Source organism: Novosphingobium mangrovi, assembly GCF_022818885.1.
Lineage (GTDB): Bacteria > Pseudomonadota > Alphaproteobacteria > Sphingomonadales > Sphingomonadaceae > Novosphingobium > Novosphingobium mangrovi.
The window spans coordinates 24,578-50,328 of record NZ_JALHAT010000018.1; the positions used below are offsets into that span (position 1 = coordinate 24,578).

The following is a 25,751-nucleotide window of genomic DNA, read 5'->3' on the forward strand; positions in this document are numbered from 1 at the left end:
CCGCCCTCTGCGTGAGACGGCCCTATAATCCTGCATTCTTCTTGAGAGGTAATTCGCATGCTTATCGTTGATATCCTTGCCGCCGCCGGCGAAGCCGCGCCGCAGAACAAGTTCGGCTTTGCCGAAGCCCTCGAACAGGGCGGTTTCATCGCCTACGCCACCGTCGTGATCCTCGGCATCATGTCGTTCGGTTCGTTCTACATCCTGTTCACCAAGTGGTTCGAACAGTCGAAGATCTTCCGCCAGTACAAGGCCGTTGGTGGCTCGTTCTGGAAGGCTCCGACCATCAAGGACGGCGCCACCAAGCTCGAGAAGAACAGCGCATGGCGCCAGCTCGTCGACGACGGCATCGTTGCTGAAGAGCAGCACGCCAAGATGACCGACGAACTCGAAGCCCACGACTGGCTGCACGCTTCGCTCGCGCGCTCGGAAGCTTCGATCAACGCCCGCCTCGCCGGTGGTCTTCCGTTCCTCGCCACCGTCGGTGCAACCGCTCCGTTCATCGGTCTGTTCGGTACCGTTGTCGGCATCTACCGCGCCCTGATCGCCATCGGTCTCGCCGGTTCGGCCTCGATCGACAAGGTCGCCGGCCCGGTCGGTGAAGCTCTCATCATGACCGCACTCGGCCTGCTCGTCGCCGTTCCGGCCGTGCTTGCCTACAACTACCTCCAGGCTCGCAACAAGCGCATCGCCGAGCTGCTGACCGGCTTCTCGAGCGACGTTCTTGCCTACATCACCTCGAAGGGTGCCGTTAAGCCGATCACCTCGACCGCTTCGGCTGCCAAGAAGCCGGCGGCTGCTCCGGCCAAGCCGGCTCCGGCCAAGTCGTAATCAGTCCGGGCTTCCGGGACCGGCCTCGCCGGTCCCGCAACCTCCGGGGACCCAAAGGCGGCGGCAGTACTATGCATGCGCTGATCGTCGCCTTCCCCAAGGCAACGCAAGGATTAGGATAAGACTATGGCGATATCTTCGGGCGGAGGCGGTGCTGAGACACCGATGTCCGACATCAACACGACGCCGCTCGTCGACGTCATGCTGGTGCTTCTGATCATCTTCCTGATCGCGGTTCCGGTCGCGATCCAGACGATCGAAAAGCTGCGTATCCCGGTGATCGAGGCCGTCGAATCGAAGGACAAGGTCGAAAACCTTCTCCTGACCGTGTCGACGACCGATGACGGCGGCCGCAGTGCAGGTGAACCGGGCTACGAAGGCGCATCGCGCAACGGTGAGTGCCGCGTTTACTTCAACAACATCACCCCGGTCTCGGCCGAGGAACTTCGTGACCGCGCCTTCAAGCGCCTTGACGGCATCGTCAAGCGTGCGGGCGGCCCCGAGGCCCTCATGTCGAACCCGGACCTGGTGCCCCAGGTGCACATCCGCGGCGACGTGGAAGCCCCGTGGCGCTGCGTGGCCGGCACGATCTACAACGTGCAGATTTCGGGCTACCCGACGGTTGGCTTCATCACCAACCCGATCGACCCGAACTAAGCCCCCGGCAAGAACAGGAGAACACCCTCATGGCTATGTCAGGCGGCAAGGAAGACGGCGCGCCGATGATGGAGATGAACACGACGCCGCTCATCGACGTCATGCTCTGCCTCCTCATCATGTTCATCATGTCCATCCCGGTCGCGACTCACGCGATCAACATCGACCTGCCGGTCAATTCGCAGACGCCGAATGATCCGCCGCCGGTCGATCCGATCCGCAACAAGGTCGTTCTTACCGTGAACGACGAGATCCTGTGGAACGGCACCCCGGTGGACGGCGGCGGCCTCTTGAACCTGCTTCAGCAGTCGCTTCAGTACGAAGTCGAGCCGGAACTTCAGTTCCAGCCCGAGCCGAACGCCAGCTACGAGCTGTCGGCCAACGTGCTGCAGATCATCAAGGGATCGAACGTCTCGAAGTTCGGTTTCGTCGGCAACGAACAGTTCGCCGAATTCAGCAAGTAAGCTGACACGATGCCGAGCTCTTGCGAGCACAGATCAAGGGGCGGAGCGATCCGCCCCTTTTTCATGTCTGCACCCGGTACAACGCGCTCACAGGATCTCGGGATCGTCTGCGGCTGGCTCCACCTGCATGGCGAGCCCCGCCAGTGTCTCGGCCTCGAGCAGAAGATCGTCCTCGGCGGCTCCCGTGGGCAGGTTCTCGCGTCCGATCATGGACAGCGCCGGCACCGCCAGCGGACTGATTCGCTCCAGGTGGACATGGTCGATTTCGCGCGCCGCACGTTCGAGCAGGTCCCCCACCCGCGCGACGTCTGTCAGGCGTGCGCGCGCATCGGCCCAGGCCGCCTCGATCAACACGTGATCGGGCTCGTACTTCGAGAGCACGTCGTAGATGAGGTCCGTCGAGAACGTGACCTGCCGTCCCGATTTGCGCTTGCCCGGCTGCTGGCGCTCGACCAGGCCGGAGATGACCGCCACCTCCCGGAAGGCCCGCCGCAAGAGATAACTCTGCTGCACCCAGTCGACGAATTCATGGGTCAGGATATCGGGTGAAAGCAGCGCGGCGGGCTCCGCCACCGCCTTCAAGCTCCACACGATGAGCGTGTAATCGGTCGCCACGAAACCCAACGGCCCAAGCCCCCTGTCCTCCATGCGCCGGGTAATCAGCATCCCCAGAGACTGGTTCGCGTTCCAGCCCTCGAAGGTATAGAGCGCGGTGTAGGCCAGATCACGGTGCGGAAAGCTCTCGACCAGCAGGCGTCCAGGCGCAGGCAGGTGCGAACGCCAGTCCTGCACTTCGAGCCATTCGCGCACATCGTCGGGAAAGCGAGCCCACCCCGCGCGGTCGGCCAGCATCGCCTGGACACGTCCCGCCAGATGCGTCGAGATCGGCATGCGCTGGCCCATGTAACTGGGGATCGTGGCCGAGCGTTTCGCCGCGCGCACGATGAGATCGAGGTCCTTGAGCGATTCGACCTCGAGGTCGAGCCCGGCAAAGCGAAAGGTATCGCCCGGCTCCAGGCTCGCCCCGAAGCCCTCCTCGACCTTCCCCAAGGAGCGCCCGTTGCGAAAACGCACCTCGAGCATTTCCGAATCGACGATGATGCCCGCATTCAGGCGATGGCGCGCCGCGTGCTCGGGATGGGCGAGGCGCCAGAGCCCATCGCGATCCTTCACGATGCGCCGGAACCGGTCGTAGGCGCGCAGCGCGTAGCCCCCCGTTGCCGCGAATTCGAGCACGCGCTGCAGGACAGCCGCGTCCACCCAGGCATAGGCGGCGCTGGAGCGCACTTCGTCGAGCACTTCGGCCTCGGTAAACGGGCCCGCACAGGCCCGCCCCATGACATGCTGGGCCAGCACGTCGAGCCCGCCCGGCCGGAAACCCTCGCCATCACGCTGGCCCGCGCGCACGGCCTCCTGAGCGGCAAAAGCCTCGAGAAATTCGAAACGGTTGCCCGGCACCAGCAGCGCCTCGCTCGGGCTGTCGAGCCGGTGGTTCGCGCGCCCGATCCGCTGCAGAAGCCGCGAGGAACCCTTCGGCGCTCCCATTTGCACGACAAGGTCGATATCGCCCCAGTCGATGCCGAGATCGAGGCTGGCGGTGCAGACCAGCGCGCGTAATTCGCCCCGCGCCATGGCCCCTTCCACCTTGCGCCGCGCCTCCTTGGACAGCGAGCCATGGTGGATGCCGATGGGCAGCGTGTCCTCGTTCGCGCTCCACAGTTCCTGGAAGATATACTCCGCAAGAAAGCGGGTATTGGTGAAGATCAGCGTCGTGCGGTGCGCCGCGATCCGCTCCATCAGCTGCGGGATCGCCCAGGTTGCCGCGTGCCCGCTCCAGGGGATCCGCGCATCCTCGGGCACCAGGATCTCGACGAGTGGAGCCGCGCCCGCTTCGCCTTCGACAAGCGCGACCGAATCGAGGTCGCCCCAGGGCGCGAGCCACCCCCGGTAGGCATCGGGATCGGCCAGCGTCGCGGAAAGCGCCGCGCGTTGCAGGCCCGGGGCCAGCGCCTGGAGCCGAGCCAGCGAAAGCGCCAGCAGATCGCCACGCTTGCCTGCCGCGAAGGCATGGACCTCGTCGATCACCACCCGGCGCAGGCTGGCAAACATCTCCGCCGCTTCGGGATAGCTCAGCAGCAGCGAGAGCGATTCGGGCGTCGTCAGCAACACATGGGGTGGCCGGGCACGCTGGCGGGCCTTGCGATCCGACGGCGTATCCCCGCTGCGCGTCTCGACGCGGATCGGCAGCTCCATCTCCTCGATCGGGGCAATCAGGTTGCGCTGAACGTCATGCGCAAGCGCCTTGAGCGGCGAGATGTACAGCGTGTGCAGCCCTTCGGGCGGCGCCTTATCCTTAAGCCGTGACGGCGTGAAGTCGCAAAGCGTAGGCAGAAAACCTGCGAGCGTCTTGCCCGCGCCGGTATCGGCAACGAGCAGGGCGTGGTGTCCGGCATCGGCGGCCTCGAGCATCCGGGCCTGGTGGCGCCGCACGCGCCAGTCGCGGCCTTCGAACCACGCCGTGATCTCCGGGGGTATTGCCTGCTCGGCCATCCTCTTTCCTACTCCGCCGCCTGACCTCTCGTGCAATCCCTGCGCCCCGGGCCGGTTCCCCGCACCGTTTTCAGGCTTCGCGCGGCCGGATGATACCCGACAGCGCCAGTTGCGCATCGATCTGCGCGACAAGACGTGCCAATCCCTCTTCGGAGGTGCTTTCCGCGCGTGCGGTCAGCATATCCTGGGTGTTGGACGCGCGCAGCAGCCACCAGCCATCGGGTCCATCAAGACGCAGACCATCCAGCGTCACCGGGGCGTGCCCCGCCTGAGCCAGACGTGCCCCCACTTCGGCCACCACGGCCGTGCGGCGCGCCGGCGGCACGGTAAAGCGCAACTCGGGCGTTGCGAACGTACGCGGCAGACTGTCGAGCAGATCGGCGACCGAGCGCCCGCCCTGCGCCACCAGCGCCATCATCCGTACCGCTGCGTAGATACCATCGTCGAAGCCGAAGTAACGATCGGCGAAGAACAGGTGGCCACTCATCTCACCGCCCAGAATTGCCCCCGTCGTCTTCATTGTGGACTTGATGTGCGAATGGCCGGATGGCGCCATGACCGGCACTCCGCCCGCGGCCTCGATCTGTGCGAAAGTGGTCGCGGACATCTTCACATCCCCCACGACCGAAGGCCTCACATCCGCGCCTTTTCCGCGACTTTGCGCCAGAATGTCGCGCGCCAGAAGCGCCAGCAACTGGTCCCCCCAGACAATCCGCCCCTGTCCGTCGACGACGCCGATCCGGTCCGCGTCGCCATCGAAAGCAACTCCGAAATCGAGGCTCTTCGCCGCGACGAGCGCCTGAAGGTCTGTCAGGTTTTCCGGGAGAGTGGGATCGGGATGGTGATTGGGAAACCGTCCATCGACACAGGAGTGCAGGACATGGTGGGTTCCGGGCAACTGCAGACACAGGCGTTCAACGAGGGGGCCGGCAGCACCGTTGCCTACATCCCACGCGACCCGCAGGCGCGCGAGCGCATCCGGGTCCGTCTGGCCGAGCCCGCCACGCAGCGCGGCGATGTAGTCCGACGAGACATCGCGCCCTTCCACGGCGCCCACCCCCTCCATCCAGTCCGCGCGCGCAGCCATGCCGCCCAGCTGCGCGAGATCCGCCCCGAAGAAGGGACGCCCGCCAAGTACTATCTTGAAGCCGTTGTGATCGGCGGGATTGTGGCTGCCGGTTACCTCAATGCCGCCTTCCACATCTTCCAATGACCTCTCCGCGAAGTAGAGCATCGGACTGGGCGCAAGACCGATCCGGATGACGGCAACGCCGCTCTCGCAAAGGCCCTCCACAAGAGCCTGCTCGAGCTGCGGCGAACTGAGACGGCCATCCCGGCCGACGACCACCTTCGGGATCTCGACAGGAGATCCACGTCGCACGACAGAGCCGAAACTGCGCCCCAGAGCGTAGGCATCGGCCTCGAACAGGGTCGCGCCATAGATGCCGCGCACGTCGTAGGCGCGCAGGAGCGAGGCGTCGAAGACATGCCCCCCGCGCGGGTGGAGCGGCCCCGGGGCAGGAGGCATGGTCAGCGCTCCGTGTCCTCCGCATCCGCCCCGCCAAGCGCGGACAGCAGCGTGTCACGCGCGGCATTGGCGGCGTGGACCTCTTCGCTCGAGCCGCCGCGGTCAGGGTGGACCAGGGCCACGTGACGACGGTGCGCGTCCAGAATCTGCTTGCGACTGGCGCCCTCCTTCAGGCCCAGCAGTTCCTGCGCCTGGCGCTGCGCAAACGTGCGCCGCTTGGGCGGGCTGTCGGGCCAGTGGCTGATCCCAAGCGTCTGCCAGGGCCAGCGCCCCAGAACCATGCGCCAGGCAATCGCGGCCAGGACGATGATCCAGAGGAACTTCATCGGCCGGGCGCCAGGGCTGCGGGCGCCTCGGTGCGGCCCGGACGGGGCAGATTGAGGCCCTTCACCAGACCGCGCAGTTCCTGACGGGCGACCAGGTGGCTGGTGCCCAGTTCGCCCAGGTGCCCCTTGTCGAGCAGCGTCAGGCCCGAGGGGAATAGCTCACGGAAGATCACACGCTCGGACAGGCCGCCCGAGATGCGGAAGCCCACGCGGCGCGCCAGTTCCTGCAATGCGCCGTCCATGCGGCGCATGTTGCGCGCCTCGACGTGCTGCATGCGGTTGCGCACGACCACCCAGTCAAGCTCGCGCGCGCCCTGCTCGATCGACTTGACCCCGCGCTTCTTGCGCGCCTCCCAGATCACCTCGGCATAGAACGAGAGCTTCTTGACCTTGAAGGTCTCGGTCTCGACCTGGCCGATGAGGTCGAAGTCGATGAAGCTGTCGTTGAGCGGGGTCACCAGCGTGTCCGCGGTCGAGGCGACGTGGCGCGCGAAGGCATCGTCGCGGCCCGGCGTGTCGAAGATGAGGAAGTCATAGCCTTCCGCGATCTGCTCGGCGAGGTCGTCAAGCTCATTGAAGTCCTCGCCGTCATAGACGGAGAAACGGGCGCCCGGCAGCGCGATGCCGCGCCTCTGCTCGGTCTCGACCCGGTTTTCGAGGTAGCGGTACAAGGTGCGCTGGCGCGGATCGAGATCGATCGCGGCGACCTTGGCCCCCTGATAGGCAAGCGCGATGGCCACATGAACGGCGGTGGTGGACTTGCCCGTCCCACCCTTTTCGTTTGCGAAGACGATACGATGCGCTGTCACGGATCCTGATTTCGCTCTTTCTGCTGGCGCCGGGCGGCCAAGACCGCCTTTGCACCTTCCCCTGTTTTCAACCCATTGCCGCCGCGTGGCCTGTACCGCTATGGGCGTGGTCACGAGGCCGCCTCGGGTTGGCGGTATCCTATCGGAGCAGTCCTTGCCAATGCAAACCGTGCACGCCCTTGATCCACTGCGCAGTGCCACCGCCCGATTGCGCGCGAACGGCACGCTGGCGCTGGTCCCGACCATGGGCGCGCTCCATGAAGGCCATCTGACACTGGTGCGCGAAGCCCGGCACCGCGCCGATGCGGTGGCTGTCTCGATCTTCGTCAACCCGCTACAATTCGGCGCAAACGAGGACCTTGATGCCTATCCGCGCGTCCTCGAACGCGATGCGCAGCTGCTGGAGAAGGAAGGCGTGGACCTCCTCTGGGCGCCGCAGGTCTCGGCCATGTATCCGGACGGTTTTGCCACCTCGATCGGCGTTACGGGCGTGAGCGAAGGGCTGTGCGGCGCGGCGCGGCCGGGCCATTTCGACGGCGTGGCTACCGTCGTCGCCAAACTTTTCAATCAGGTCGGGCCGGACATGGCCTTCTTCGGCGAGAAGGACTGGCAACAACTGGCCGTCATCCGCCGCATGGCCCGCGACCTCGACTTCACCCGCCCCCACGTTACCGCGATCCACGGCGTTCCCATCGTGCGCGAGACGGACGGGCTCGCGATGTCCTCGCGCAACGCCTACCTTTCCGCCGACGAGCGGGCCCGGGCGGCCACCCTTCCCGCCGCGATGAAAACGGCCATTGCGCGCATCGAGGAGGGAGACGTTCCGGCTACCGCGCTCGCAGCACTCAGGGACGACCTTGCTGCGGGCGGTTTCGGCCCCATCGACTACGCCCTGCTGTGCGATGCGGCCAGCCTCGCCCCGCTCGAGGCCACCATTGCCGCCCCCATGCGCCTGCTCGTGGCGGCACGGCTGGGTACCACGCGCCTCATCGACAACATGGCGGTGGCCGCCTGATCCCTTGCGCGCAATCGCGGCAAGGCTAATTCTCACAGCCTTCGTCATTTGCGCGCGAAGGCCATCGGGCTAGGGTATCCTTTTGAAATTCGGGACTCCCGGCAAGCGGGAAACGGGAAAATGGCCGGACTGAACATTCTCTACGTCGAGGACGACGCCCGCGCCGCCCGGCAGGTCCGCGATCTGGCCGCGAAAGGCGGCGACGTCGTGCAATGGGCCGACAATGGCACCGACGGGCTCAAGCGTGCGGGCGCCGAGCCTTTCGACGTCATCATCCTGGACCGCATGCTGCCCGATCTCGACGGCCTCACCATCCTGGCGCGCCTGCGCGAGAGCGGCATCGACACGCCCGTTCTGATGCTCTCCGCCCTCGGGCGCACCAGCGACCGGGCCGAAGGGCTCGACGGCGGCGCGGACGACTACCTCGCCAAGCCCTTCGAGAGCGAGGAACTGCTTGCCCGCCTGCGCGCGCTGCACCGGCGCGCTTCGGGCCGTGCGCACAGCGCCGTGATCCTCTATGGCGCGTTCGAGTGCCACGTGAAGGCGCGCACCGCCTTCCGGGCCAACCGCCATCTTTCGCTCAGCCCGCGCGAGTTCGAACTGTTCCGCTACTTCATGGAGAACGCAGGCGAAGTCCTCACCCGCGAGATGCTCCTGCGCGACGTGTGGAAGATGAACTTCGATCCCCAGACCAACGTCGTCGACGTCAACATCGGGCGCCTGCGCCGCAAGCTGGAGGAAGGCTTCGACAGCCCCGCGCTCGAAACCATCTGGGGCGCAGGCTACCGCCTGCTCGAAGGCCGGTGATCAAGCTCCTTGGCTTGCGCCACTCGATCTATTCGCGGATCGTGGTGCTGGCCTGTCTCAGCGCGCTCAGCATCACTTTCGTGCTCTGGATCCTGACCGACACGACCATTTCACGCGCCAACCAGATCGCGCTCGAGCGCGCGGTCGACGTCGATATGGCCGGGCTCGTCGACATCTACACCAGCAATGGCCTCCCTGAACTGCAGGACCGCATCGCCGACCGCATCGCGCTGGAGCCGCGCAAGGGCACCTTGACCCACTACATGCTAGTTGGCGGGCAGGGCCAGCGGCTGGCCGGAGACCTCACGCGCTGGCCGGACCTTCACGCCAGCCTCTCCCAGACCGGCAAGATCGCGGTCGATCGCAACCGCCACGCCTATGGCCGGGTCACCCAACTGGGCCCGAACCTGCGCCTACTGGTCGCGCACGAGGCGCGCGATCTCAATACCTTGCGGCGGCAGGTCGGCTTCGTCTTCTTTGCCGGGGGGCTCATCATCGTGGCCGCCGTCGCGCTGACCGGCCTGATTGCCGTGCGGCGCCTCGCCACGCGCATCGAGCGCCTCAACACCGCCTTTCGCACGCCCGACGACACCGCGCTCGAAGCGCTGTCGCGCCATCTGGAGAACGAGGACGAGATTGGCGAACTCACCCGCCACTCGGCCAACGCGCTCGCCCGCCTGCGCCGCCTTGCCAGCGCCAACCGCGAGACGACAGACCACGTCGCCCACGAGATCCGCACGCCGCTGATGCATCTCGACAACCGGCTGGTAAAGACGCTGGCCGCGACCCCGGACCCGGAAACCGCCCGGCGCATTGCCAGCGCGCGCAGCGAGATCCGGCGGATCATCCGGATGCTCGAATCGCTGCTCGATATTGCCGCCAGCCAGGCCCGGCGCGGCGACCGCCATGGGCTGGTTCCCGTCGACCTGTCCGAGATCGCCCAGCGCCTTGGCGAACTCTATGCCGACAGCGCCGAGGAAACGGGCCATGCGCTCATCCTCGACATCGAGCCGGACGTCGTGATCCCCGGCGAGGAAATGGCCCTGACCCGCCTCATCACCAACCTCCTCGACAACGCCTTCAAGTTCGTTCCGAAAGGGGGTACGATCACCCTTGCGCTCGAGGCCGGTCCCCGGCTCACCGTGCGCGATGACGGTCCGGGCATCCCCGAAGGACAACGCGAGCAGGTCTTCGAGAAGTTTTCCCGCGCCGGACAGCACCCGGAAGGCAACGGCGCAGGGCTTGGCCTCACGCTGTGCCGGGCGATTGCCCAGCGCCACCATCTCGAGATCACCCTCGTCGACACCCCACAGGGCGCCTGCTTCACCGTGACACCGGAGACCACGACATGAGCTTGTCCAGGCGCACGCCTTCGCTGATCGAAGTCCTTGGCAGACAGACCCGTACGGCCATCCTGGGTGGTCTTGCGCTGTGCCTCGCGCCCATTGCCCTGGCACAAGGCGCCGCAGCCCAAGCGGCCCCGGACAGTGTCAGCGGCGTCGTCGCCCTGGCCCTGTCCGAGGCCGCGCAGGCCCACGCCGGTAACGATCCCGACAGGCTAGAGAGTGCGCTGGCCGTGATCGAGCGCGCAGGCGCCCATCCGATTGCCGAGTGGTCGGGCGAAGACCCGGTGCCCCTGTGGCGAACCGTTGCCCCGACCACATCCGCGCCCGCCCCGATCTACCGCGGCAGCCCGCTCGGCCCGGGTTACCGCAGCGGGCAGGTCACGGGCGGCAAGGCCGAGCAGTTCGAACAGGTTTTTCTCTCCGGGGAGAAGGCGCGCATTGCCCTCTCCTCTCCCGGCAAGGCGCCCTTGTCCCTGCGGGTCCTGGATCGCAATGCCCGGGCCGTGTGCGAGGGAAACAACGGCGCCTGCCAGTGGGTGCCCCTCTTCACCCAGCGCTACGTCATCGAGATCCGCAACCAGGGCAAGGACCTCGCCCGCTACTTCCTCGTCGTGGAATAACGGGCCCGGGGGCGGGCCCTTTTGCCATTTTGCGCTTGCACTGTTCCCCTGCGCTCGCCACCCAGCAGGACATGGCGAACCCGGCTCCCCCTTCCTCACGCGATCCCTCGCGCGAAGACAGTATCCTGGCCGCCGCGGCCGCACTCTTTGCCGAGCGGGGCTATGCGGCCACCAGCATTCGCGACATCGGGGAAAAGGTGGGCCTGCTGGGCGGTTCGCTCTACCACTACATCAAGAGCAAGGACGCGCTCTTCATCCGCGTCCACGACGATGCGCTGCGCGGCGCGGAAGAGGCGATCCGCAGCGCCATCGCGCCGATTTCCGATCCCGCCCGGAGACTGGAAACCGCCTGCCGGGTGCTGATCGCGATCCAACTCGACCCGGCCTCGCTGACACTGCCGCTGATGAACGATTTTCGCGCTGTGCCTGCGTCCGTGCGGGCCAAGCTGATCGAGCGGCGCGATGCCTTCGAGACGCTCTTCACCGAGCTCGTGGAGGCTACGCCCCTGCCTGTGCACATCGACCGTGCGCTCTACCGGATCCTGCTGCTGACCACGATCAACTCGGCCGGGAACTGGTACCGCCCCGGGCGCCTGAGCCTGGACGAGGTGACGCGGCAGATCCTGGCGATCTATCAGGTGCCAGAAGCCTGAAGAATAGTTCCGAGGGCCATCGCCCTCGGGCTCCCCATACCAGCGACCTCAAGGCTATTGAACAGCCTTGGCTGAGAAAGGTGAGGTCGCCGGCTCTGGGGGCAAGGGGTGATGCCCCCTTAAAATAGTTGCTTTCTCTTCGACTTCCTTAAAACGAACGCGTCACTTCAGGGTCGCAAGATACGCCACAAGCGCCTTGCGTTGCTCGGCATTGCGCAGGCCCGCATAGGCCATGCGCGTGCCGGGAACTTCCTTGCGCGGGTTGGCAAGGAAGGCATCCAGGCTCTTCGGATTCCAGCTCCGTCCGTCCTTGGCGAGTGCGGGCGAGAAGCGGAAGCCCTCGGCCGAGCCCGCCTTGCGGCCCACCACGCCAAAGAGGCTGGGACCCATCTTCTTCTCGCCCGGCTTCGTGCCATGGCAGACCGCGCAGGAGCCGGTGAAGACCTTGCGGCCTGCGGCGGCATCCTGCGCTTCGGCGGGCAGGGACAGGCCTGTGAGGAGCCCTGCGGCGATCATGAAAGACGTGCGCATCACGATCAGTCCATCAGGTCCCAGCGGCGGTAGACGATGTTGGTGTCGCCATAGCTGTAGTTGAGCGTCTCGCCGTCCTCGGAGAGCTGGTAGATGCAGGTGTAGGACCCACCGTTGCGCGCGACCACGAGTTCGAGGCGTCCCGGGCCAACGAGCTTCCACGAGACGACATTGTAGGGGTAGGAATTGGCATCGACGTGGTACTCGATCGCGGGCGTGCCATCGGGCGTCGCAGCCCAGTGGCCGAAGGTCAGCTTGCCGTCCGCGCCCTTGGTCGCGAAGGAGACGAGGATCTTGCCGTCCTCGGAATAGGCAAAGCTGCGGATCGCGGCGAGCGGCGCGGTCTTGGGATAGGTCGAAGCCTCAAGATCCACCTTCCAGTAGCCGATCAGGCCCTGTGTCCCGGAAATGCGCGGGTCGAGTTCGGGCGCGGCGGCCTGCGCCTCGCCTGCCCCAAGGCCGGTGACAAGCGCGCCGGTGGTGGCAAGGCCAAGGGCTGCGGCCGAGAAAGTCCGGGCTATCCAGTTCATCGAATATCTCCTGATCGGGGCGCAAGGGCGCTGTCGGTGCTCCCTGGAGGGCAGCGCTGCGCGCGCCTTGTGCGCGAAGGTTTGGGGGAAAGAAGGTCAGGGACGGGGGGCAAGGTCAGACGCCCTGCCCCGCGCCGCAGGTCAGATCAGTTCGTAGAAGCCGAACTGGCGCTGTTCGAGTTCACGCACCGCGCGGAACGCCTCGTCCATGGCCGTCCCCGCAGTGGAGACGCCGCCCGCATCGGAATTGGCGATGGTGATGCGCCCGAAAGGCTGCTTGGCCAGCGCGGTGGGCGAGACCTTGGCCTCGCGGTCGGCCTCGAACAGGGTGTTGCGCCCGGTGGCAAAGCCATGGCCCCAGCGGTTGACCGTGATCGCGAGAATATCGCGCGCCGGATCAAAGCTGGTGCCCGCAAAGACCGCGGCCGCCTGGCTGCGCACGGCCTTCTCGAAGTACTCGAAAGGCGTGGCCAGAAGACCGGCACGTGCCATGCGGAACTGGTCGTCGGCGTAGGTGCCAGGCTCGGGCGCGGCGCCGCCGCACAGTTCGCTCAGCATGGTAGTGTTGGAGCAGACGCCCGAGTTCGAGCCGGTTCCAAAGCCCACCACCATCGGCTGGTCGGGCGAGGTCGGCGGGGTCATCTCGCCCAGATAGCGCTGCGCGGCGAGCCCCATCGAGCCGTAGAAGGTATTGGGGAAGGAAACCCGCCCGACCTTGCTCTCGACGAAGGGCTGCCAGTTGCGGAAGAGCACGTTGGTGACCTGATTCACCGCGCGCACGGCCTGGTGCATCGCGCCCTTCTGCTCCTCGGGCAGTTCGGGAATGAGGTAGGGCACGACATTGTTCATGCAGGCCATGACCACGTTCTTGCCGCGCACCGCCATCATCTTGCCGTCGTTGATGTAGTTGACCGTGCACTCGGACGTGTCGGGATCGAACAGGCGCCCGTCCGGCCCTTCGTGCTTCACGCCGGTGACGATGCTCTTGAGGCGGATGCGCACCTTCTGGCCGGGCCGGTCGAGCGTCGAGTAGTCGACCCGCTTGGTCTCGACCTCGGCGAAGTTGCCCGGCGGCAGCGCGTCGGGAATGAGATCACGCACGATGAGGCGCGCGATGTCGCTGTTGCCGGCGGGCAGATGGTAATCGTCGTGATGGATCGTCTCGCCCTCGGGCGAGTTTGCCGGACGCTCCAGCCCCAGCCCCTCAAAGCCGGGACGGTGGCGGAAGAAGGCAAACCAGGCCGAGCCCATGTCCGAGCCCAGGCACCAGATGCCCTGCATCAGGGGCACCACGTCCGGGTGCACCTTGGCGACGTTGAGCATGTAGTCGCGGTAGCTCATCGAACGCAGCGTCTCGACCTTCTGCGCCGCGCTCATTCCGTCAAGGTAGTCGGTCTTGCCATTCACGAAACGGTCGAGGCTTTCCTTGACGGCGGGCGGAAATGGCGTCTGGTCAAGCCAGGCGCGATCGAAGCGCAGCGTCGAGCCGCCCTTCACCATCTGGTCGCGGCCGTAGACTTCCTTGCGGAAGAACGTGCCGGATTCCAACCCCAGCGACTTGTAGAGATTGCCGTCCGAGCGGTCCGTCGGATTGCCCGGACCGATGCCCAGGTGATTGACGAGCGCGATCGAATCCTTCGTCCAGAACGAGGGGCCCACGATGTAGGACGAACCGCCGTTGGCGATCAGCTGCTTGCCGCTCGCCTGAAATTCGTTGCGCTTCGCATGACCGCCGAAGTCGTCCATGTTGTCGATGATGAGGATCTTCGCGTCGTTGCCGAAACGCTCGCGGAAGTACCAGGCCGCGGCAAGGCCGCTGATGCCCCCGCCCACCACGACAAGGTCATACATCTCGCCGGTGGGATCGCCCGCCGGGAAGACCTTGCCGTCGCGCATCTCGTGGGCGGCCTCGTAGGCGCCGGGGTGATGGCCCCGCATCCCTGTGCGGAAGGGCGGATAGTTCGCCGCGGTCACGGCACCATCGACATTGACGCCCGAAAGCGCGGCGCCCTTGGGGCCCATCCCCGCCTTGGCGAAGGCCGAAGGCGCGGCCATGGCAATCGCGCTGCCGGCGGTCGCGGCGGCGACGCCCTGGATGAAATCGCGCCGGTCGATCGACCGGCCCATACCCAGATCCCTGTCTTCACCCCTCATAGTCGTTCCCCTGGTCTGGGCCAGCGCACGGCTGGCCTTCGTGTCCATGCAGAGCATCCCGGGCAGCACGATCTGTCGTGCTGTCGTGCCTGGGTGCGGGCGGGACCTCGCCCATGTCGGCGGCCCCGAACGCACGCCGGGACGCGGATCTTGCGCGCCCGGCATCCTGTGCTCCTGCAGCGAGGCTATCAGCGGCCCTGTTCGATACGTGCCGAATTCCGGGCGAGGCGAAACAGATTCTGCTGAATACGCCCTCACGGCCGAACACCTGCACCGCCGTATCACGCCCGCGCGGGAGTCCATTGAGCTGCGCAGTGAAACCCCGGAAACGCCCTCCTGAAAAGGGTTACATGGGCAATTTTGGGCGATTTTATCCGACACACGGACACCAAATGTCAAAATAGCGTCGGAATTATCAGGATGCGATGGACTCGAAGTTGCTCGTGGAGCGAGCGTGCCGCAGTGCACAATGAGACGTCGCAGCAGCACATTTCGCAAAATCGGCGTCCGAATTGGCAGGTTCTGCCGAAGCCGCAAAAGAAAACGGCAACACAATCCCGTCGCCCCATACGACGATCCTAGGCGACACAAAGGTCCGGACAAATAACGCCGGAACCCAGAGATCCGGCCACCACAAACAGAAAGGTACGGGTCCAGAATCGGAGAGGGAGGAATGACACAACAAGGGGGATTACGTGATGACTAGGATCACCAAGTACCGGGGGCTTGTGGCCACCTCCACGCTGGCCGTGGCGCTCGCCTCGTCGCCGGCACTTGCACAGGACAGCGTCGTTTCCGCCGACGAAAGTGCGGCCAACGCCATCATCGTCAGCGGCCTGCGCGGCCAGCCGCGCTCGGTCACCGATTCCGCCGTGCCGGTCGACGTCTTCAGCGAAGAGACCATCGAGCGCGCCTCGCAGACCGACACGCTCGACATCCTGCAGACGCTCATCCCGTCCTACACCGTCAACCGCGCGGCCAACACCACGTCCGACACCTTCATCCGCGCGCCCAGCCTGCGCGGCCTGCCCGCCGACAAGACGCTGCTGCTTCTCAATGGCCGTCGCCGCCACAAGTCGGCCAGCGTAGGCGTGAGCCGCTACGGCAGCCATGCCGCGGACTCCGCGGTGATCCCGGCCATTGCGCTCAAATCCATCGAAGTCCTGCGCGACGGCGCCGCCGCACAGTACGGCTCGGACGCCATCGCGGGCGTCATCAACTACGAGCTCAAGGACGACAACCACGGCGGCTCGCTCGTCGCCCAGGTCGGCCAGTACTACGAAGGTGACGGCGAAAGCGTGCAGATCGCCGGTAACATCGGCCTCCCGCTGACCGACAACGGCTTCATCAACATCTCGGGCCAGTACACCGACAACGACTACACCAACCGCGCGCGGACCTTCGATTCGACCCGCTGGAACCCCTTTGACGCCTACGAGAACGATCCCGCTTACCGCGACGCCGTGGACGCGGCCGGTATCGACATCTCCGAGCCGATGGAAGTGCGCGGCCAGCCCAAGGAACGCGCGGGCCGCATCGTCGTCAACTCCGGTATCGACCTCAGCGACGACACCGAGCTCTACGCCTTCGGCAACTTCTCGCGCTCGAAGGGCACCGCCATGGCAACCTTCCGCGTGCCCGGCGGCGGCCACGTGGTCATGGACAACCCGGTACGCCTCGAGGATGGCTCGACCTGGCGCTTCGCGGACCGCTTCCCGCTTGGCTACCAGCCCAACTTCTCGGGCAAGGTGACCGACTGGAGCATCGCGGGTGGCTGGCGGACCGAGCGGGACCTGGGCGGCGACCAGACCTTCTCCGCCGACATCGCGGCACGTTACGGCTGGGACAAGATCGAATACTCGATCGCGGACACCGTGAACCCCTCGATGGGCCCGGACTCGCCGACCGACTTCGACGCCAGCACCTACACCTCGGACGAGTTCGCGCTCAACGCCGACTTCGTCTACACCGTGGGCGTAGGCCTAGCTGGCCCCCTCGTTTTCAACTTCGGCGGTGAGTTCCGCCGCGAAGGCTTCAAGATCGGCGCGGGCAGCCCCGGCTCCTACACCGGTGGCCCCTGGGGCATGGCTGACCCGTTCAACTTCTGCTCGAACGAGGCCGACTTCGCCGACCGCTCGCTCAACGCGGGCGCGCCAATGGGCATGGGCATTTCCTGCACCGATCCGTCCGACCCGGTCTATACCATCATGCAGCCCGGCTCGAACGGCATCACCGGCCTTTCGCCCGATGTCGCCAGCGACTTCACGACCGAGAGCAAGTCGGCCTACGCCGAACTCAGCGCGGACGTGACCGACGAATGGTTCGTCGACTTCGCGGGCCGCTACGAAGACTACCAGAGCTTCGGCGACAAGTTCGTCTGGAAGATCGCCACGCGCTACAACGTCACCGACTGGGCCGCCGTGCGCGGATCGCTCGGCACGGGCTTCCGCGCGCCGACGGCGGGCCAGCTCAACATGACCCAGTCCGCGATCAACACCGTGGGCGGCGTGCCGATGAACATCGGCCTCTACCCCGCCTCGCACCCGGTCGCGCAGTACCTGGGCGGTGAGGAACTGGGCCCTGAAACCTCGAAGAACTACTCGCTGGGCCTGACCCTCAATCCCTTCGACGGCTTCACGCTGACGATCGATGCCTACCGCATCAAGATCGAGGACCAGCTCTACGCCACCTCGCGCATCACCGTGACGGACGACATCCGCGCCGCCATGCTCGAAGCCGGGATCGAAGGCGCAGGCGCCATCGACCAGATCCAGTTCTTCCAGAACGCGATCGACACCACGGTCGAGGGTCTCGACGTGGTCGCCTCGTACCGCGGCTACTTCCTGGGCGACCAGCCGACCACGATCACCGCGGCGTTCAACACGAACTCGTACAACATCGACAACGTCAACATCGCGCAGGTCTCGTTCAACGACGTGACCGTCTACAACTTCGAGAACAACAACCCCGACTGGCGCGCCAACGCCACGGTGTTCCATGACTTCGGCCCGATCCAGGCCATGGTGCGCGCCAACGTCTTCGGGCCCTGGTCGCGCCAGACCACCCGCGCGGGCAACGCCATCCAGGACTATGGCACCGAGGTTCTCTTCGATGCCGAGCTGACCGCTCCCCTGGGCGATGGCTACAGCCTGACGCTTGGCGCCCGCAACCTCTTCGACGGCTACCCGCCGGTGAACCGCATCGACGACACCAACGGGCGCACCTACGTCGACGGCCCCATGAGCTGGCAGGGCGGCTTCTATTACGCGCGTCTGAACTTCGACTTCTGATCTCGCGTATAGGGGCCGAAAGGCCCCACCCAATCGGCTCCGAGGCCGCCTCCTGCCCTTCGCCGGGGCGGCCTCGGGAACGATCTTCATTTCGAAAACACCCTACCTTGACCGGGCCCGAAGCCACGCGCTCCGGGCCCGTTTTTTTGGGGGCACAGCGCCCTTCTTTCCCATGCACACCCCTGAACAAGGAGCGATCCGCATGAGCGATACCCCTTCCCCCGCACTGACGCGCCGCGGCCTTCTCGCCACGGGCGCCGGTCTGAGCGCAGCCGCGGCCCTTTCCGCCTCCTCGTCCGCCAGCGCGCAGGTGTCCGCCCGCCCCGGTGCGCCCGCGATCAACCGCAACCTGCCCGATGTTGCCGTGGTAGGCGCAGGCGCCTTTGGCGGCTGGGCCGCGCTGTCGCTGCGCGAGGCCGGAGCCAAGGTGACACTGGTCGACGCCTATGGCCCGGGCAATCCGCGCGCGTCCTCGGGCGATGAAAGCCGGCTCCTGCGCCTCTCCTATGGCCCGCGTGAGATCTACACCCGCTGGGCCCGCCGCGCGCAGACACTCTGGGAGCAGCGCCAGGAGGAATTCGGCACGCGCCTGTTCTATCCCAACGGCAGCCTGCGCACGATGTCCGCCGATGCTCTGGCCGAGCAGCGCGCACTCTTCGACCGGCTCTCGGTGCCCTACGAAGTGCTCTCCCCGGACGAGGTCCACGCGCGCTGGCCGCAGGTCGACTTCTCCGAATACGAGACGGTATTCTACGAACCCACCGGCGGCATCGTGAAGGCCCGCGAGGCAATGGTCGCCGCCTCCGAAGCCTTCATGCACAAGGGCGGCACGATGAAGATCGGCCACGCCAAGCCCGCCCCGGCAGGCAGCTCGGCCCCGCTCACCGTCGATGGTGAGCCACTAGCGTGCGGCTCCGCTCTGTTTGCCTGCGGCCCCTGGCTTCCCCGCGTGTTCCCCGAGCTGCTGGGCGACCGCATCGTCACCCCGCGCCGCGAGATCTTCTACGTGGGCTCGCCCATCGACGATCACCGCTACCGCTGGGAGCACCTGCCCAACATCGCCGACAGCCACACCTACACCGCCGCCGATGTCGACTACGGCACCAAGATCGCGGCGAACCTGCGCGATGTGCCGATGGACCCGGACGAGGGCGACCGCATGGCCTCGGGCTTCCTGCGCGCGCAGGTGGAAGACTACGTCGCCCGGCGCTTCCCCGGCCTCGTCGGCCAGCCCATCGTCGCCACCCGCGTGTGCCAGGTGGAACTGAGCGACAACGGCCACTTCATCATCGACCGCCATCCCGACCTGCCGGGCGTGTGGGTCGCGGGCGGCGGCTCGGGCCACGCCTTCAAGATGGGACCCACCATCGGCGAGTACCTCGCGGCACGTGTGCTCGACCAACCCGGCGACAGCGCCACCGATGCGCTGTTCTCGCTTGCCAGCCACAAGGCGCGGACACACGAGTAGGGTTTAAGGAAAGAATTAGGTCCGAGGGCCATCGCCCTCGGGCTCCCCAAACCGTCTGCGGCAGTTCGCGCGGCCACCTTGCGCAGCAATGGCCAGGTCAGGGACCATGGAACTGGGGGCGAAGCCCCCGTTTATTCCCAGTTACCTCACCCCGTCGCGCGCAACTCGAAGTAAAGCGCTACGCTCCCCGATTCCGGGAGCCCGAGGGCGATGGCCCTCGGAAAACTGCCTCATTCTGCCTCAGAACAACGCCGAACCGTCCTCCACGCGCGAGCGGGGCGAGACCACGATGACGCCGGTATGACCGCTCTCCATCGTCTCGCCCGGCGCGCCCAGGATCAGGATTTCGGAGGTGAACCCGGCGATGTTGCGCGCGCCGAAGTTGACGATGCAGCAGACCTGGCTGCCGAGCAGTTCCTCAGGCGAATAATTCGTGACCTGCGCGCTCGACCAGCGAAGGCCGAGGGGGCCCAGGTCGACCTCGATCTTGTACGAGGCATTACGCGCGCGCGGGAAGGGAAGGACCTGCGTGATGGTCCCCACCCGGATGTCGAGCGCATCGAAATTGGCGTATTCGGCGGCAGGTTTTGCTTCGGGCGTCATAGGGGCTCCAGATGGCTGTTTCCTGCGCAGTCTAGCGCCCGGGCGAAAGCGGCGGCGCGCCTTGTATGCGGGGCCCGTGCGACATTCTGCCGCGCCTTTCGCGCAATTCGGTGGCATGTGCCGCCCGGCATTCGCATCCAAGTACCACCCGCTCGCGTGCCCCGACTAGAACGAGGGGACGACGCCAACTCCAATTGCAGGGCCACAGATGACCGACCCCCTCGATATGCGCACCGCCCCTCTGGGCGAGAGCCTCGCCAACCCCGCGCTCTTTCGCCAGCAGGCCTTTGTTGCGGGCACGTGGGTCGATGCCGATGGAAACGCCGCGCTCGACGTGACCGACCCGGCGAGCGGCGCGCGCGTCGGCACCGTTCCGGCCTGCGGTGCGGCCGAGACCCGCCGCGCGATTGCCGCGGCCGAAGAGGCGCAGGTACAGTGGCGCCGCCAGACGCCCCAGCAGCGCAGCGCCGTCATCGAGGAATGGCACCGCCTCATCATGGCCAACCAGGCCGATCTTGCCCGCATCATGACCGCCGAGCAGGGCAAGCCCCTGCCCGAAGCGGCGGGCGAGATCGCTTATGCGGCGAGCTTCGTGAAGTGGTTTGCCGCCGAGGGCCTGCGTATCCACGGCCACGAGGTCGGCTCGCCCTTTGCCGACCGCCGCATCCTCGTGCGCAAGGAGCCCATCGGCGTCACCGCCGCGATCACGCCCTGGAACTTTCCGGCCGCAATGATCACCCGCAAGGCGGCGCCGGCGCTGGTGGCGGGCTGCGCGATGATCGTGAAGCCGTCTGAACTCACCCCCTTTACCGCGCTGGCCCTTGCCGCGCTGGCCGAAGAGGCAGGCCTGCCCAAGGGCGTCCTCAGCGTCGTCACCGGCCTTCCCGCCGAGATCGGCGAGGAGCTGACCTCCAGCCCCGTCGTGCGCATGTTGACCTTTACAGGCTCCACCCGCGTGGGCGCGCTGCTGATGGAACAGTGTGGGGGCACGGTGAAGAAGATGGGCCTGGAACTGGGCGGCAATGCCCCCTTCCTTGTCTTCGACGACGCCGATGTCGATCTGGCCGTTGAAGGCGCAATGGCCAGCAAGTTCCGCAACGCGGGGCAAACCTGCGTGTGCACCAACCGCTTCTACGTGCAGGCGGGCATCCACAAACGCTTCGTCGAGAAGCTGGGCGCAGCCGTACGCGCGCTCAAGGTGGGCGCGGGCACCGAGGAGGGCGTCAACATCGGCCCCCTCATCAACCAGGCCGCCTGCGACAAGGTGGAGGCCCACGTCAATGACGCGCTGGCCAAGGGGGCTGAGATCGCCGCGCAGTGCGCCGCGCCGGACGGCTACGCCGCCCCCATCGTGCTCGCCGGCGTGACCGAGGACATGCGCGTGTGCCACGAAGAGACCTTCGGGCCGCTCGCCCCCGTGATCCGCTTCACCGACGAGGCCGAGGCGATCCGCGCGGCGAACGACACGCCCTATGGCCTTGCCGCCTATTTCTACACCCGCGACATGGACCGCGCCTGGCGCGTCAGCGAGGCGCTGGAATTCGGCATGGTCGGTCTCAACACCGGCGCCATGGCGATGGAAGTCGCGCCCTTCGGGGGCATGAAGCAATCGGGTCTTGGCCGCGAAGGCGCGAGCGAGGGCCTGGAGGAATTCCTGGAAGCCAAGACCTTCCATTGGGCCGGGATCAAGGGAGCCTGAGACGAATGAGTGAACGTACCTATCGCATTGCCGTGATCCCCGGAGACGGGACCGGCAAGGAAGTCATGCCCGAAGGCGTGCGCGCGCTGGAAGCTGCGGCCAGGAGGTTCGGCTTCACGCTGGAGCTGGAATGGCACGACTTTGCCTGCTGCGAATACTACGCCCAGCACGGGAAGATGATGCCCGACGACTGGAAGGCGCAGATCGGCGATGTCGATGCGATCTACTTCGGCGCGGTCGGCTGGCCCGACACCGTGCCCGACCACATCTCCTTGTGGGGCTCGCTCATCCAGTTCCGCCGCGAATACGACCAGTTCGTGAACCTGCGCCCGGTGCGCCTGATGCCCGGCGTCCCCTGCCCGCTCGCGGGCCGCGAGCCCGGTGACATCGACATGATGATCGTGCGCGAGAACACCGAGGGGGAATACTCGGCCATCGGCGGGATCTCCTTCCCCGACACCGAGCGCGAAATCGTGGTGCAGGACACGATCATGACCCGTTTCGGGACCGAGCGGATCCTGAAGTACGCCTTCGACCTTGCCATGACGCGCCCTGAAAAGCACGTCACCTCGGCCACCAAGTCGAACGGCATCGCGATCACCATGCCCTGGTGGGACGCGCGTGTGGAGGAGATGGCGGAGAAGTACCCCGCGATCCGCACCGACAAGTACCACATCGACATCCTCGCGGCGCAGTTCGTGATGAACCCGGACCGCTTCGACGTGGTCGTCGCCTCCAACCTCTTCGGCGATATCCTCTCCGATCTGGGCCCCGCCTGCACCGGCACCATCGGGATCGCGCCGTGCGGCAACATCAACCCGGACCGCTCCAAGCCCTCGCTGTTCGAGCCGGTCCATGGCTCGGCCCCCGACATCGCCGGACAGGGCATCGCCAACCCGGTCGGCCAGGTCTGGTGTGGCGCGATGATGCTGGAGCATCTGGGCGAGACCGAGGCCGCCGCCGCCATCGTCGGCGCCATCGAGAGCGCGCTGTCAAAGCCTGAAACCCGCACGAAGGACCTCGGCGGCGAAACCAACACCGTGGGCTGCGGCACCGCCATCGCCGACGCCATCGCTTGAGACGGAGAGAGGCCCCTCCTGCGCATGGCAGGAGGGGCCCGGCACGAAAAAGCCCGGCCAGGATAGCTTCCTGCCGGGCTTTTTCGTGTCGGACGGTGTGGCTGTGTTCAGCGGGCCAGGGACGGAGCGTGCAGCTTGACCGGGGCCTGTCCGCGCGCCACCGCGGTCTTGATCACGATATAGGAGAAGTACTTGGAAACGCCGATGCCGCTTTCCAGCAGCTCCTCCATCATCTCCTGGTACTCGGCAATGCCGCGCACCACGAATTTGAGGAGATAGTCGAAACCGCCGCTGACGAGGTGGCACTCGACCAGTTCCTCGTACTGCGCGATGCGCGTCTCGAACTTCTGGAAGTCGGCGCGGCGATGGTCGCCCAGCGTCACCGAGGTGAAGACGATCTGGCTCGTGCCGATCTTGGCGAGGTTGATGATCGCGCTGTAGCCCGAAATCAGTCCCGCCGATTCCAGCCGCTTGACGCGGGTAAGACAGGGGCTGGCGGACAGGCCTACCTTGTCCGCCAGTTCCGCATTGGTGATGCGGCCGCTTCGTTGCAGTTCGGCCAGGATGTTGATGTCGATCCGGTCGAGTTTCGGTGCATTGATCATGGTGCGGCCCCTGTCTTTTTGCGTTCTTTAATCCCCGTTGCGTAGCTCTTCCTGGTGCGCCTTCACAAGGTCCGCCATCGAGTTGAACCGGAAGTCGTAAGTCGGCTCGTGCGAGGGGGTCATGGTCGCGCCGAAACCCGCCTGCGCGTGGCGACGGTAGATCCAGCAATTGGCCATACCGAACTTGCGCGCGGGAACGTGGTCATGGAACAGGCTTTCCGCCGTGTGCAGGATGTCGCCCGGCTCCAGGCCCAGATCGCCGATGTGGCCGTTCATGTACTCGAAATTGCGATCCGAGGGCTTGTAGGCACCCACGTCCTCGGCCGAATAGATCGCGTCGAATTCGACCTGCAGCTTCTCGTTCGAGTAGTGGAAGGTCTTGTTGTCGACGTTCGAGAGAATGATCAGCTTGTAGTACTTCTTGAGGTACTGGAGGGCCCCCGGGCTGTCGACGAAAGCCGGCCAGTTGCGCACCGAGCGCCCGTATTCCTCGCACTCGGCCTGCGAGAAGGGAACGCCCCACTGCTCGGCCAGGCGCTTGTAGACGATGGGCAGGAGATCCCGGTAGGGCTTGCCCGGCGTCTGGGCCTGCTGGCGCGATTCGTGGCGCGCGTGAGCCTGCAGGATCTCGTCGCGGCTCATGTCCGTGCCGACCCGCGCGGTCAGTTCGCGCAGGCCCTCGATCATGCCCGATTCCCAGTCGATGAGCGTGCCGTAGCAGTCAAACGACAAGGCCTTGTAATCACCCAACCGCATCGCGGATCTCCTTGATAGTAAGCAGTTCGTCGAGGCTCTTGCGGAAGCGCTCCAGCATGAGGTCGACTTCGTCGGTGGTGATGCACAGCGGCGGCGCGAAGCCGACGATGCCATCCCCGAAGGCCCGGAACACCACGCCGTTGCGATAGCCGATATCGGCAAGGTGCTGGGGCAGTTTCATCTGTGCTGTGGGCCGCGTCTTGGCCACCTTGTCAGTGACGAGCTCGACACCGGCCAGCAGCCCCTGCGAGCGCACATCCCCGACCAGCGGATGATCGCGCAGCGCCTCCAGGCCCTTGGCGAGGTGTGCGCCCGAGGCGACGCCGTTGGCCAGCAGGCCGCCCTCTTCATAGAGGCGCAGGACCTCCAGGCCGATCGCCGCGCTCACCGGATGGCCCGAATAGGTCATGCCGTGGCCGATCGAGACCCCCGGCGGGGTCGCATCGGCAATCGTGCGGTAGATGCGGTCCGACATGAACAGCGCGCCCATCGGCGCATAGCCCGAGGTCAGCCCCTTGGCGGTGGTCATGAAGTCGGGCGTCAGCCCCTCGTGCTCGCAGGCGAACAGCGGGCCGGTGCGCCCGAAGCCGGTGATGACCTCGTCGATGCAGAACAGGATGTCGAGTTCGCGGCAGGCCGCCTGCATCGCGGAGAGCCAGCCCTTGGGCGGGACGATCACGCCGCCCGAGCCCACGACAGGCTCGCAGAAGAAGGCCGCGACGTTCTCCGCGCCCAGTTCTTCCACCTTCGCCTTCAGTTCGGCGACGGACGAGGCGATCAGCGCGGCATCGTCGCCCTCGAAGCGGTAGGGATAGGGGCACGAGATATGGTGCTGGACGGGCGTGGGCACATCGAACCCGGCGTGGAACGCCGGCAGGCCGGTCAGGCCCGATCCGGTGCTGCTGGAGCCATGGTAGCCGCGTTCCAGCGCGATCATGTGCTTCTTCTGCGGGCGGCCGGTGATGTTGTAGTAGTAGCGGATGAAGCGCACGACGCTGTCGACCGCGTCCGACCCGCCGAGCGAGAAGAACACGTGGTCGAGGTCCCCCGGTGCGCGCTGGGCGAGCTTGGTCGCCAGCTCGATCGCGGGTTCGGAACCGAAGTGGAAATAGCCGGTGGCATAGGGCAGGCGCGACATCTGCTCGGTCGCGGCCGCGACGATGCTGTCCTGGCCATAGCCCACGTTGACGCACCACAGCCCGGCGAACCCGTCGAGCAACTCGTGCCCGTCGATGTCGGTGAGGTAGGTGCCCTTGCCCGAACGCAGGATCGTGGCCCCGCGCGCCTCGTGGTCGCGCCACGAGGCCACCGGGTGGATCCAGTGCGCCTTGTCGTTTTCCAGCAGTGAATTGGCGATCATGTTGTGTCCCTTGCGGCTCGGCCTTCCGTTGTAGTGGGACGGGGATGTCTTTGCTCCCGATTGCGTCGGG

The 25,751-nt window shown here is 66.1% G+C and carries 23 protein-coding genes; 12 read left to right on the forward strand and 11 right to left on the reverse strand.

Going from position 1 to position 25,751, the window contains the following annotated elements; genetic code table 11:
* The first annotated feature begins 57 nt into the window (after window positions 1-57).
* The 3 genes from MTR65_RS11375 to MTR65_RS11385 all read left to right on the forward strand — a co-directional run bounded on the left by MTR65_RS11375 (window position 58) and on the right by MTR65_RS11385 (window position 1,952).
* The gene (locus MTR65_RS11375; RefSeq protein ID WP_039389137.1) at window positions 58-831 is read left to right on the forward strand and encodes a MotA/TolQ/ExbB proton channel family protein; all 774 of its coding nucleotides are present in this window, start codon (window positions 58-60) and stop codon (window positions 829-831) included.
* A 126-nt stretch (window positions 832-957) separates the two neighbouring features.
* Entirely contained in the window at window positions 958-1,488 is a 531-nt protein-coding gene (locus MTR65_RS11380; protein ID WP_213500612.1) for an ExbD/TolR family protein, read from the forward strand.
* A gap of 29 nt (window positions 1,489-1,517) precedes the next feature.
* Complete coding sequence (locus MTR65_RS11385; RefSeq protein ID WP_243800213.1) at window positions 1,518-1,952, forward strand: ExbD/TolR family protein; 435 nt, start codon at window positions 1,518-1,520, stop codon at window positions 1,950-1,952.
* Between the two features lie 87 nt (window positions 1,953-2,039).
* On the opposite strand, the gene MTR65_RS11390 is transcribed toward MTR65_RS11385, so the two are convergent.
* From MTR65_RS11390 to MTR65_RS11405, 4 genes are all read right to left on the reverse strand, one after another.
* Window positions 2,040-4,502 carry a ligase-associated DNA damage response DEXH box helicase gene (locus tag MTR65_RS11390; protein ID WP_243800216.1) on the reverse strand — a complete coding sequence of 821 codons (2,463 nt, stop codon included), beginning with the start codon at window positions 4,500-4,502 and terminating at the stop codon, window positions 2,040-2,042.
* A gap of 70 nt (window positions 4,503-4,572) precedes the next feature.
* Complete coding sequence (pgmG, locus tag MTR65_RS11395) at window positions 4,573-6,030, reverse strand: phosphoglucomutase/phosphomannomutase PgmG (protein WP_243800218.1); 1,458 nt, start codon at window positions 6,028-6,030, stop codon at window positions 4,573-4,575.
* A gap of 2 nt (window positions 6,031-6,032) precedes the next feature.
* A complete protein-coding gene (locus MTR65_RS11400) occupies window positions 6,033-6,356 on the reverse strand; it encodes a J domain-containing protein (RefSeq protein WP_243800220.1) in 324 nt (107 codons plus the stop codon).
* Window positions 6,353-7,165, reverse strand: coding sequence for a division plane positioning ATPase MipZ (locus MTR65_RS11405; protein ID WP_243800223.1), 813 nt, complete (start codon window positions 7,163-7,165; stop codon window positions 6,353-6,355). Before MTR65_RS11405 ends, MTR65_RS11400 begins: the two co-directional genes overlap by 4 nt.
* 160 nt (window positions 7,166-7,325) lie before the next feature.
* Here MTR65_RS11405 and panC point away from each other — a divergent pair, with 160 nt between their 5' ends.
* The 5 genes from panC to MTR65_RS11430 all read left to right on the forward strand — a co-directional run bounded on the left by panC (window position 7,326) and on the right by MTR65_RS11430 (window position 11,606).
* On the forward strand, window positions 7,326-8,180 hold the full coding sequence (gene panC, locus MTR65_RS11410) for a pantoate--beta-alanine ligase (protein WP_243800225.1): 855 nt from the start codon (window positions 7,326-7,328) through the stop codon (window positions 8,178-8,180).
* A 120-nt stretch (window positions 8,181-8,300) separates the two neighbouring features.
* Window positions 8,301-8,987 carry a response regulator transcription factor gene (locus MTR65_RS11415; RefSeq protein WP_039389145.1) on the forward strand — a complete coding sequence of 229 codons (687 nt, stop codon included), beginning with the start codon at window positions 8,301-8,303 and terminating at the stop codon, window positions 8,985-8,987.
* Window positions 8,984-10,339: a sensor histidine kinase gene (locus tag MTR65_RS11420; RefSeq protein ID WP_243800227.1), complete on the forward strand. Its 1,356-nt coding sequence runs from the start codon at window positions 8,984-8,986 to the stop codon at window positions 10,337-10,339. The genes MTR65_RS11415 and MTR65_RS11420 overlap by 4 nt, the downstream gene beginning before the upstream one ends.
* On the forward strand, window positions 10,336-10,953 hold the full coding sequence (locus MTR65_RS11425; RefSeq protein WP_243800229.1) for a hypothetical protein: 618 nt from the start codon (window positions 10,336-10,338) through the stop codon (window positions 10,951-10,953). The genes MTR65_RS11420 and MTR65_RS11425 overlap by 4 nt, the downstream gene beginning before the upstream one ends.
* 71 nt (window positions 10,954-11,024) lie before the next feature.
* On the forward strand, window positions 11,025-11,606 hold the full coding sequence (locus tag MTR65_RS11430) for a TetR/AcrR family transcriptional regulator (protein ID WP_419145044.1): 582 nt from the start codon (window positions 11,025-11,027) through the stop codon (window positions 11,604-11,606).
* Window positions 11,607-11,768: 162 nt separating this feature from the next.
* Here the strand turns inward: MTR65_RS11430 and MTR65_RS11435 are convergent, their stop codons facing one another.
* The 3 genes from MTR65_RS11435 to MTR65_RS11445 all read right to left on the reverse strand — a co-directional run bounded on the left by MTR65_RS11435 (window position 11,769) and on the right by MTR65_RS11445 (window position 14,794).
* Complete coding sequence (locus tag MTR65_RS11435) at window positions 11,769-12,137, reverse strand: c-type cytochrome (RefSeq protein WP_243800234.1); 369 nt, start codon at window positions 12,135-12,137, stop codon at window positions 11,769-11,771.
* A 5-nt stretch (window positions 12,138-12,142) separates the two neighbouring features.
* Window positions 12,143-12,667 (reverse strand): hypothetical protein, encoded by a 525-nt coding sequence (locus MTR65_RS11440; RefSeq protein ID WP_243800236.1) that lies wholly within the window; start codon window positions 12,665-12,667, stop codon window positions 12,143-12,145.
* Window positions 12,668-12,808: 141 nt separating this feature from the next.
* Complete coding sequence (locus tag MTR65_RS11445) at window positions 12,809-14,794, reverse strand: NAD(P)-binding protein (protein ID WP_243800238.1); 1,986 nt, start codon at window positions 14,792-14,794, stop codon at window positions 12,809-12,811.
* Between the two features lie 725 nt (window positions 14,795-15,519).
* Between MTR65_RS11445 and MTR65_RS11450 the strand changes: the two genes are divergently transcribed.
* Both MTR65_RS11450 and MTR65_RS11455 read left to right on the forward strand, forming a co-directional pair.
* Window positions 15,520-18,111 carry a TonB-dependent receptor plug domain-containing protein gene (locus MTR65_RS11450; protein ID WP_243800241.1) on the forward strand — a complete coding sequence of 864 codons (2,592 nt, stop codon included), beginning with the start codon at window positions 15,520-15,522 and terminating at the stop codon, window positions 18,109-18,111.
* Between the two features lie 202 nt (window positions 18,112-18,313).
* On the forward strand, window positions 18,314-19,579 hold the full coding sequence (locus MTR65_RS11455; protein ID WP_243800243.1) for an NAD(P)/FAD-dependent oxidoreductase: 1,266 nt from the start codon (window positions 18,314-18,316) through the stop codon (window positions 19,577-19,579).
* Between the two features lie 240 nt (window positions 19,580-19,819).
* On the opposite strand, the gene MTR65_RS11460 is transcribed toward MTR65_RS11455, so the two are convergent.
* Window positions 19,820-20,182 (reverse strand): tRNA-binding protein, encoded by a 363-nt coding sequence (locus MTR65_RS11460; RefSeq protein ID WP_243800245.1) that lies wholly within the window; start codon window positions 20,180-20,182, stop codon window positions 19,820-19,822.
* A gap of 208 nt (window positions 20,183-20,390) precedes the next feature.
* Between MTR65_RS11460 and MTR65_RS11465 the strand changes: the two genes are divergently transcribed.
* Together MTR65_RS11465 and MTR65_RS11470 are read left to right on the forward strand one after the other, a co-directional pair.
* Window positions 20,391-21,881: an NAD-dependent succinate-semialdehyde dehydrogenase gene (locus tag MTR65_RS11465; protein ID WP_243800248.1), complete on the forward strand. Its 1,491-nt coding sequence runs from the start codon at window positions 20,391-20,393 to the stop codon at window positions 21,879-21,881.
* Window positions 21,882-21,886: 5 nt separating this feature from the next.
* Window positions 21,887-22,960, forward strand: a complete 1,074-nt coding sequence (locus MTR65_RS11470) for a tartrate dehydrogenase (RefSeq protein ID WP_243800250.1) — start codon at window positions 21,887-21,889, stop codon at window positions 22,958-22,960.
* A gap of 107 nt (window positions 22,961-23,067) precedes the next feature.
* On the opposite strand, the gene MTR65_RS11475 is transcribed toward MTR65_RS11470, so the two are convergent.
* Genes MTR65_RS11475 through MTR65_RS11485 form a run of 3 tightly spaced genes read right to left on the reverse strand, consistent with a single transcriptional unit; the run spans window position 23,068 to window position 25,681 of the window.
* Window positions 23,068-23,565 (reverse strand): Lrp/AsnC family transcriptional regulator, encoded by a 498-nt coding sequence (locus tag MTR65_RS11475; protein ID WP_226632247.1) that lies wholly within the window; start codon window positions 23,563-23,565, stop codon window positions 23,068-23,070.
* A gap of 27 nt (window positions 23,566-23,592) precedes the next feature.
* Window positions 23,593-24,321: a haloacid dehalogenase type II gene (locus MTR65_RS11480; protein WP_243800252.1), complete on the reverse strand. Its 729-nt coding sequence runs from the start codon at window positions 24,319-24,321 to the stop codon at window positions 23,593-23,595.
* The gene (locus tag MTR65_RS11485; RefSeq protein WP_243800254.1) at window positions 24,308-25,681 is read right to left on the reverse strand and encodes an aminotransferase class III-fold pyridoxal phosphate-dependent enzyme; all 1,374 of its coding nucleotides are present in this window, start codon (window positions 25,679-25,681) and stop codon (window positions 24,308-24,310) included. The genes MTR65_RS11480 and MTR65_RS11485 overlap by 14 nt, the downstream gene beginning before the upstream one ends.
* Window positions 25,682-25,751 lie beyond the last annotated feature (70 nt).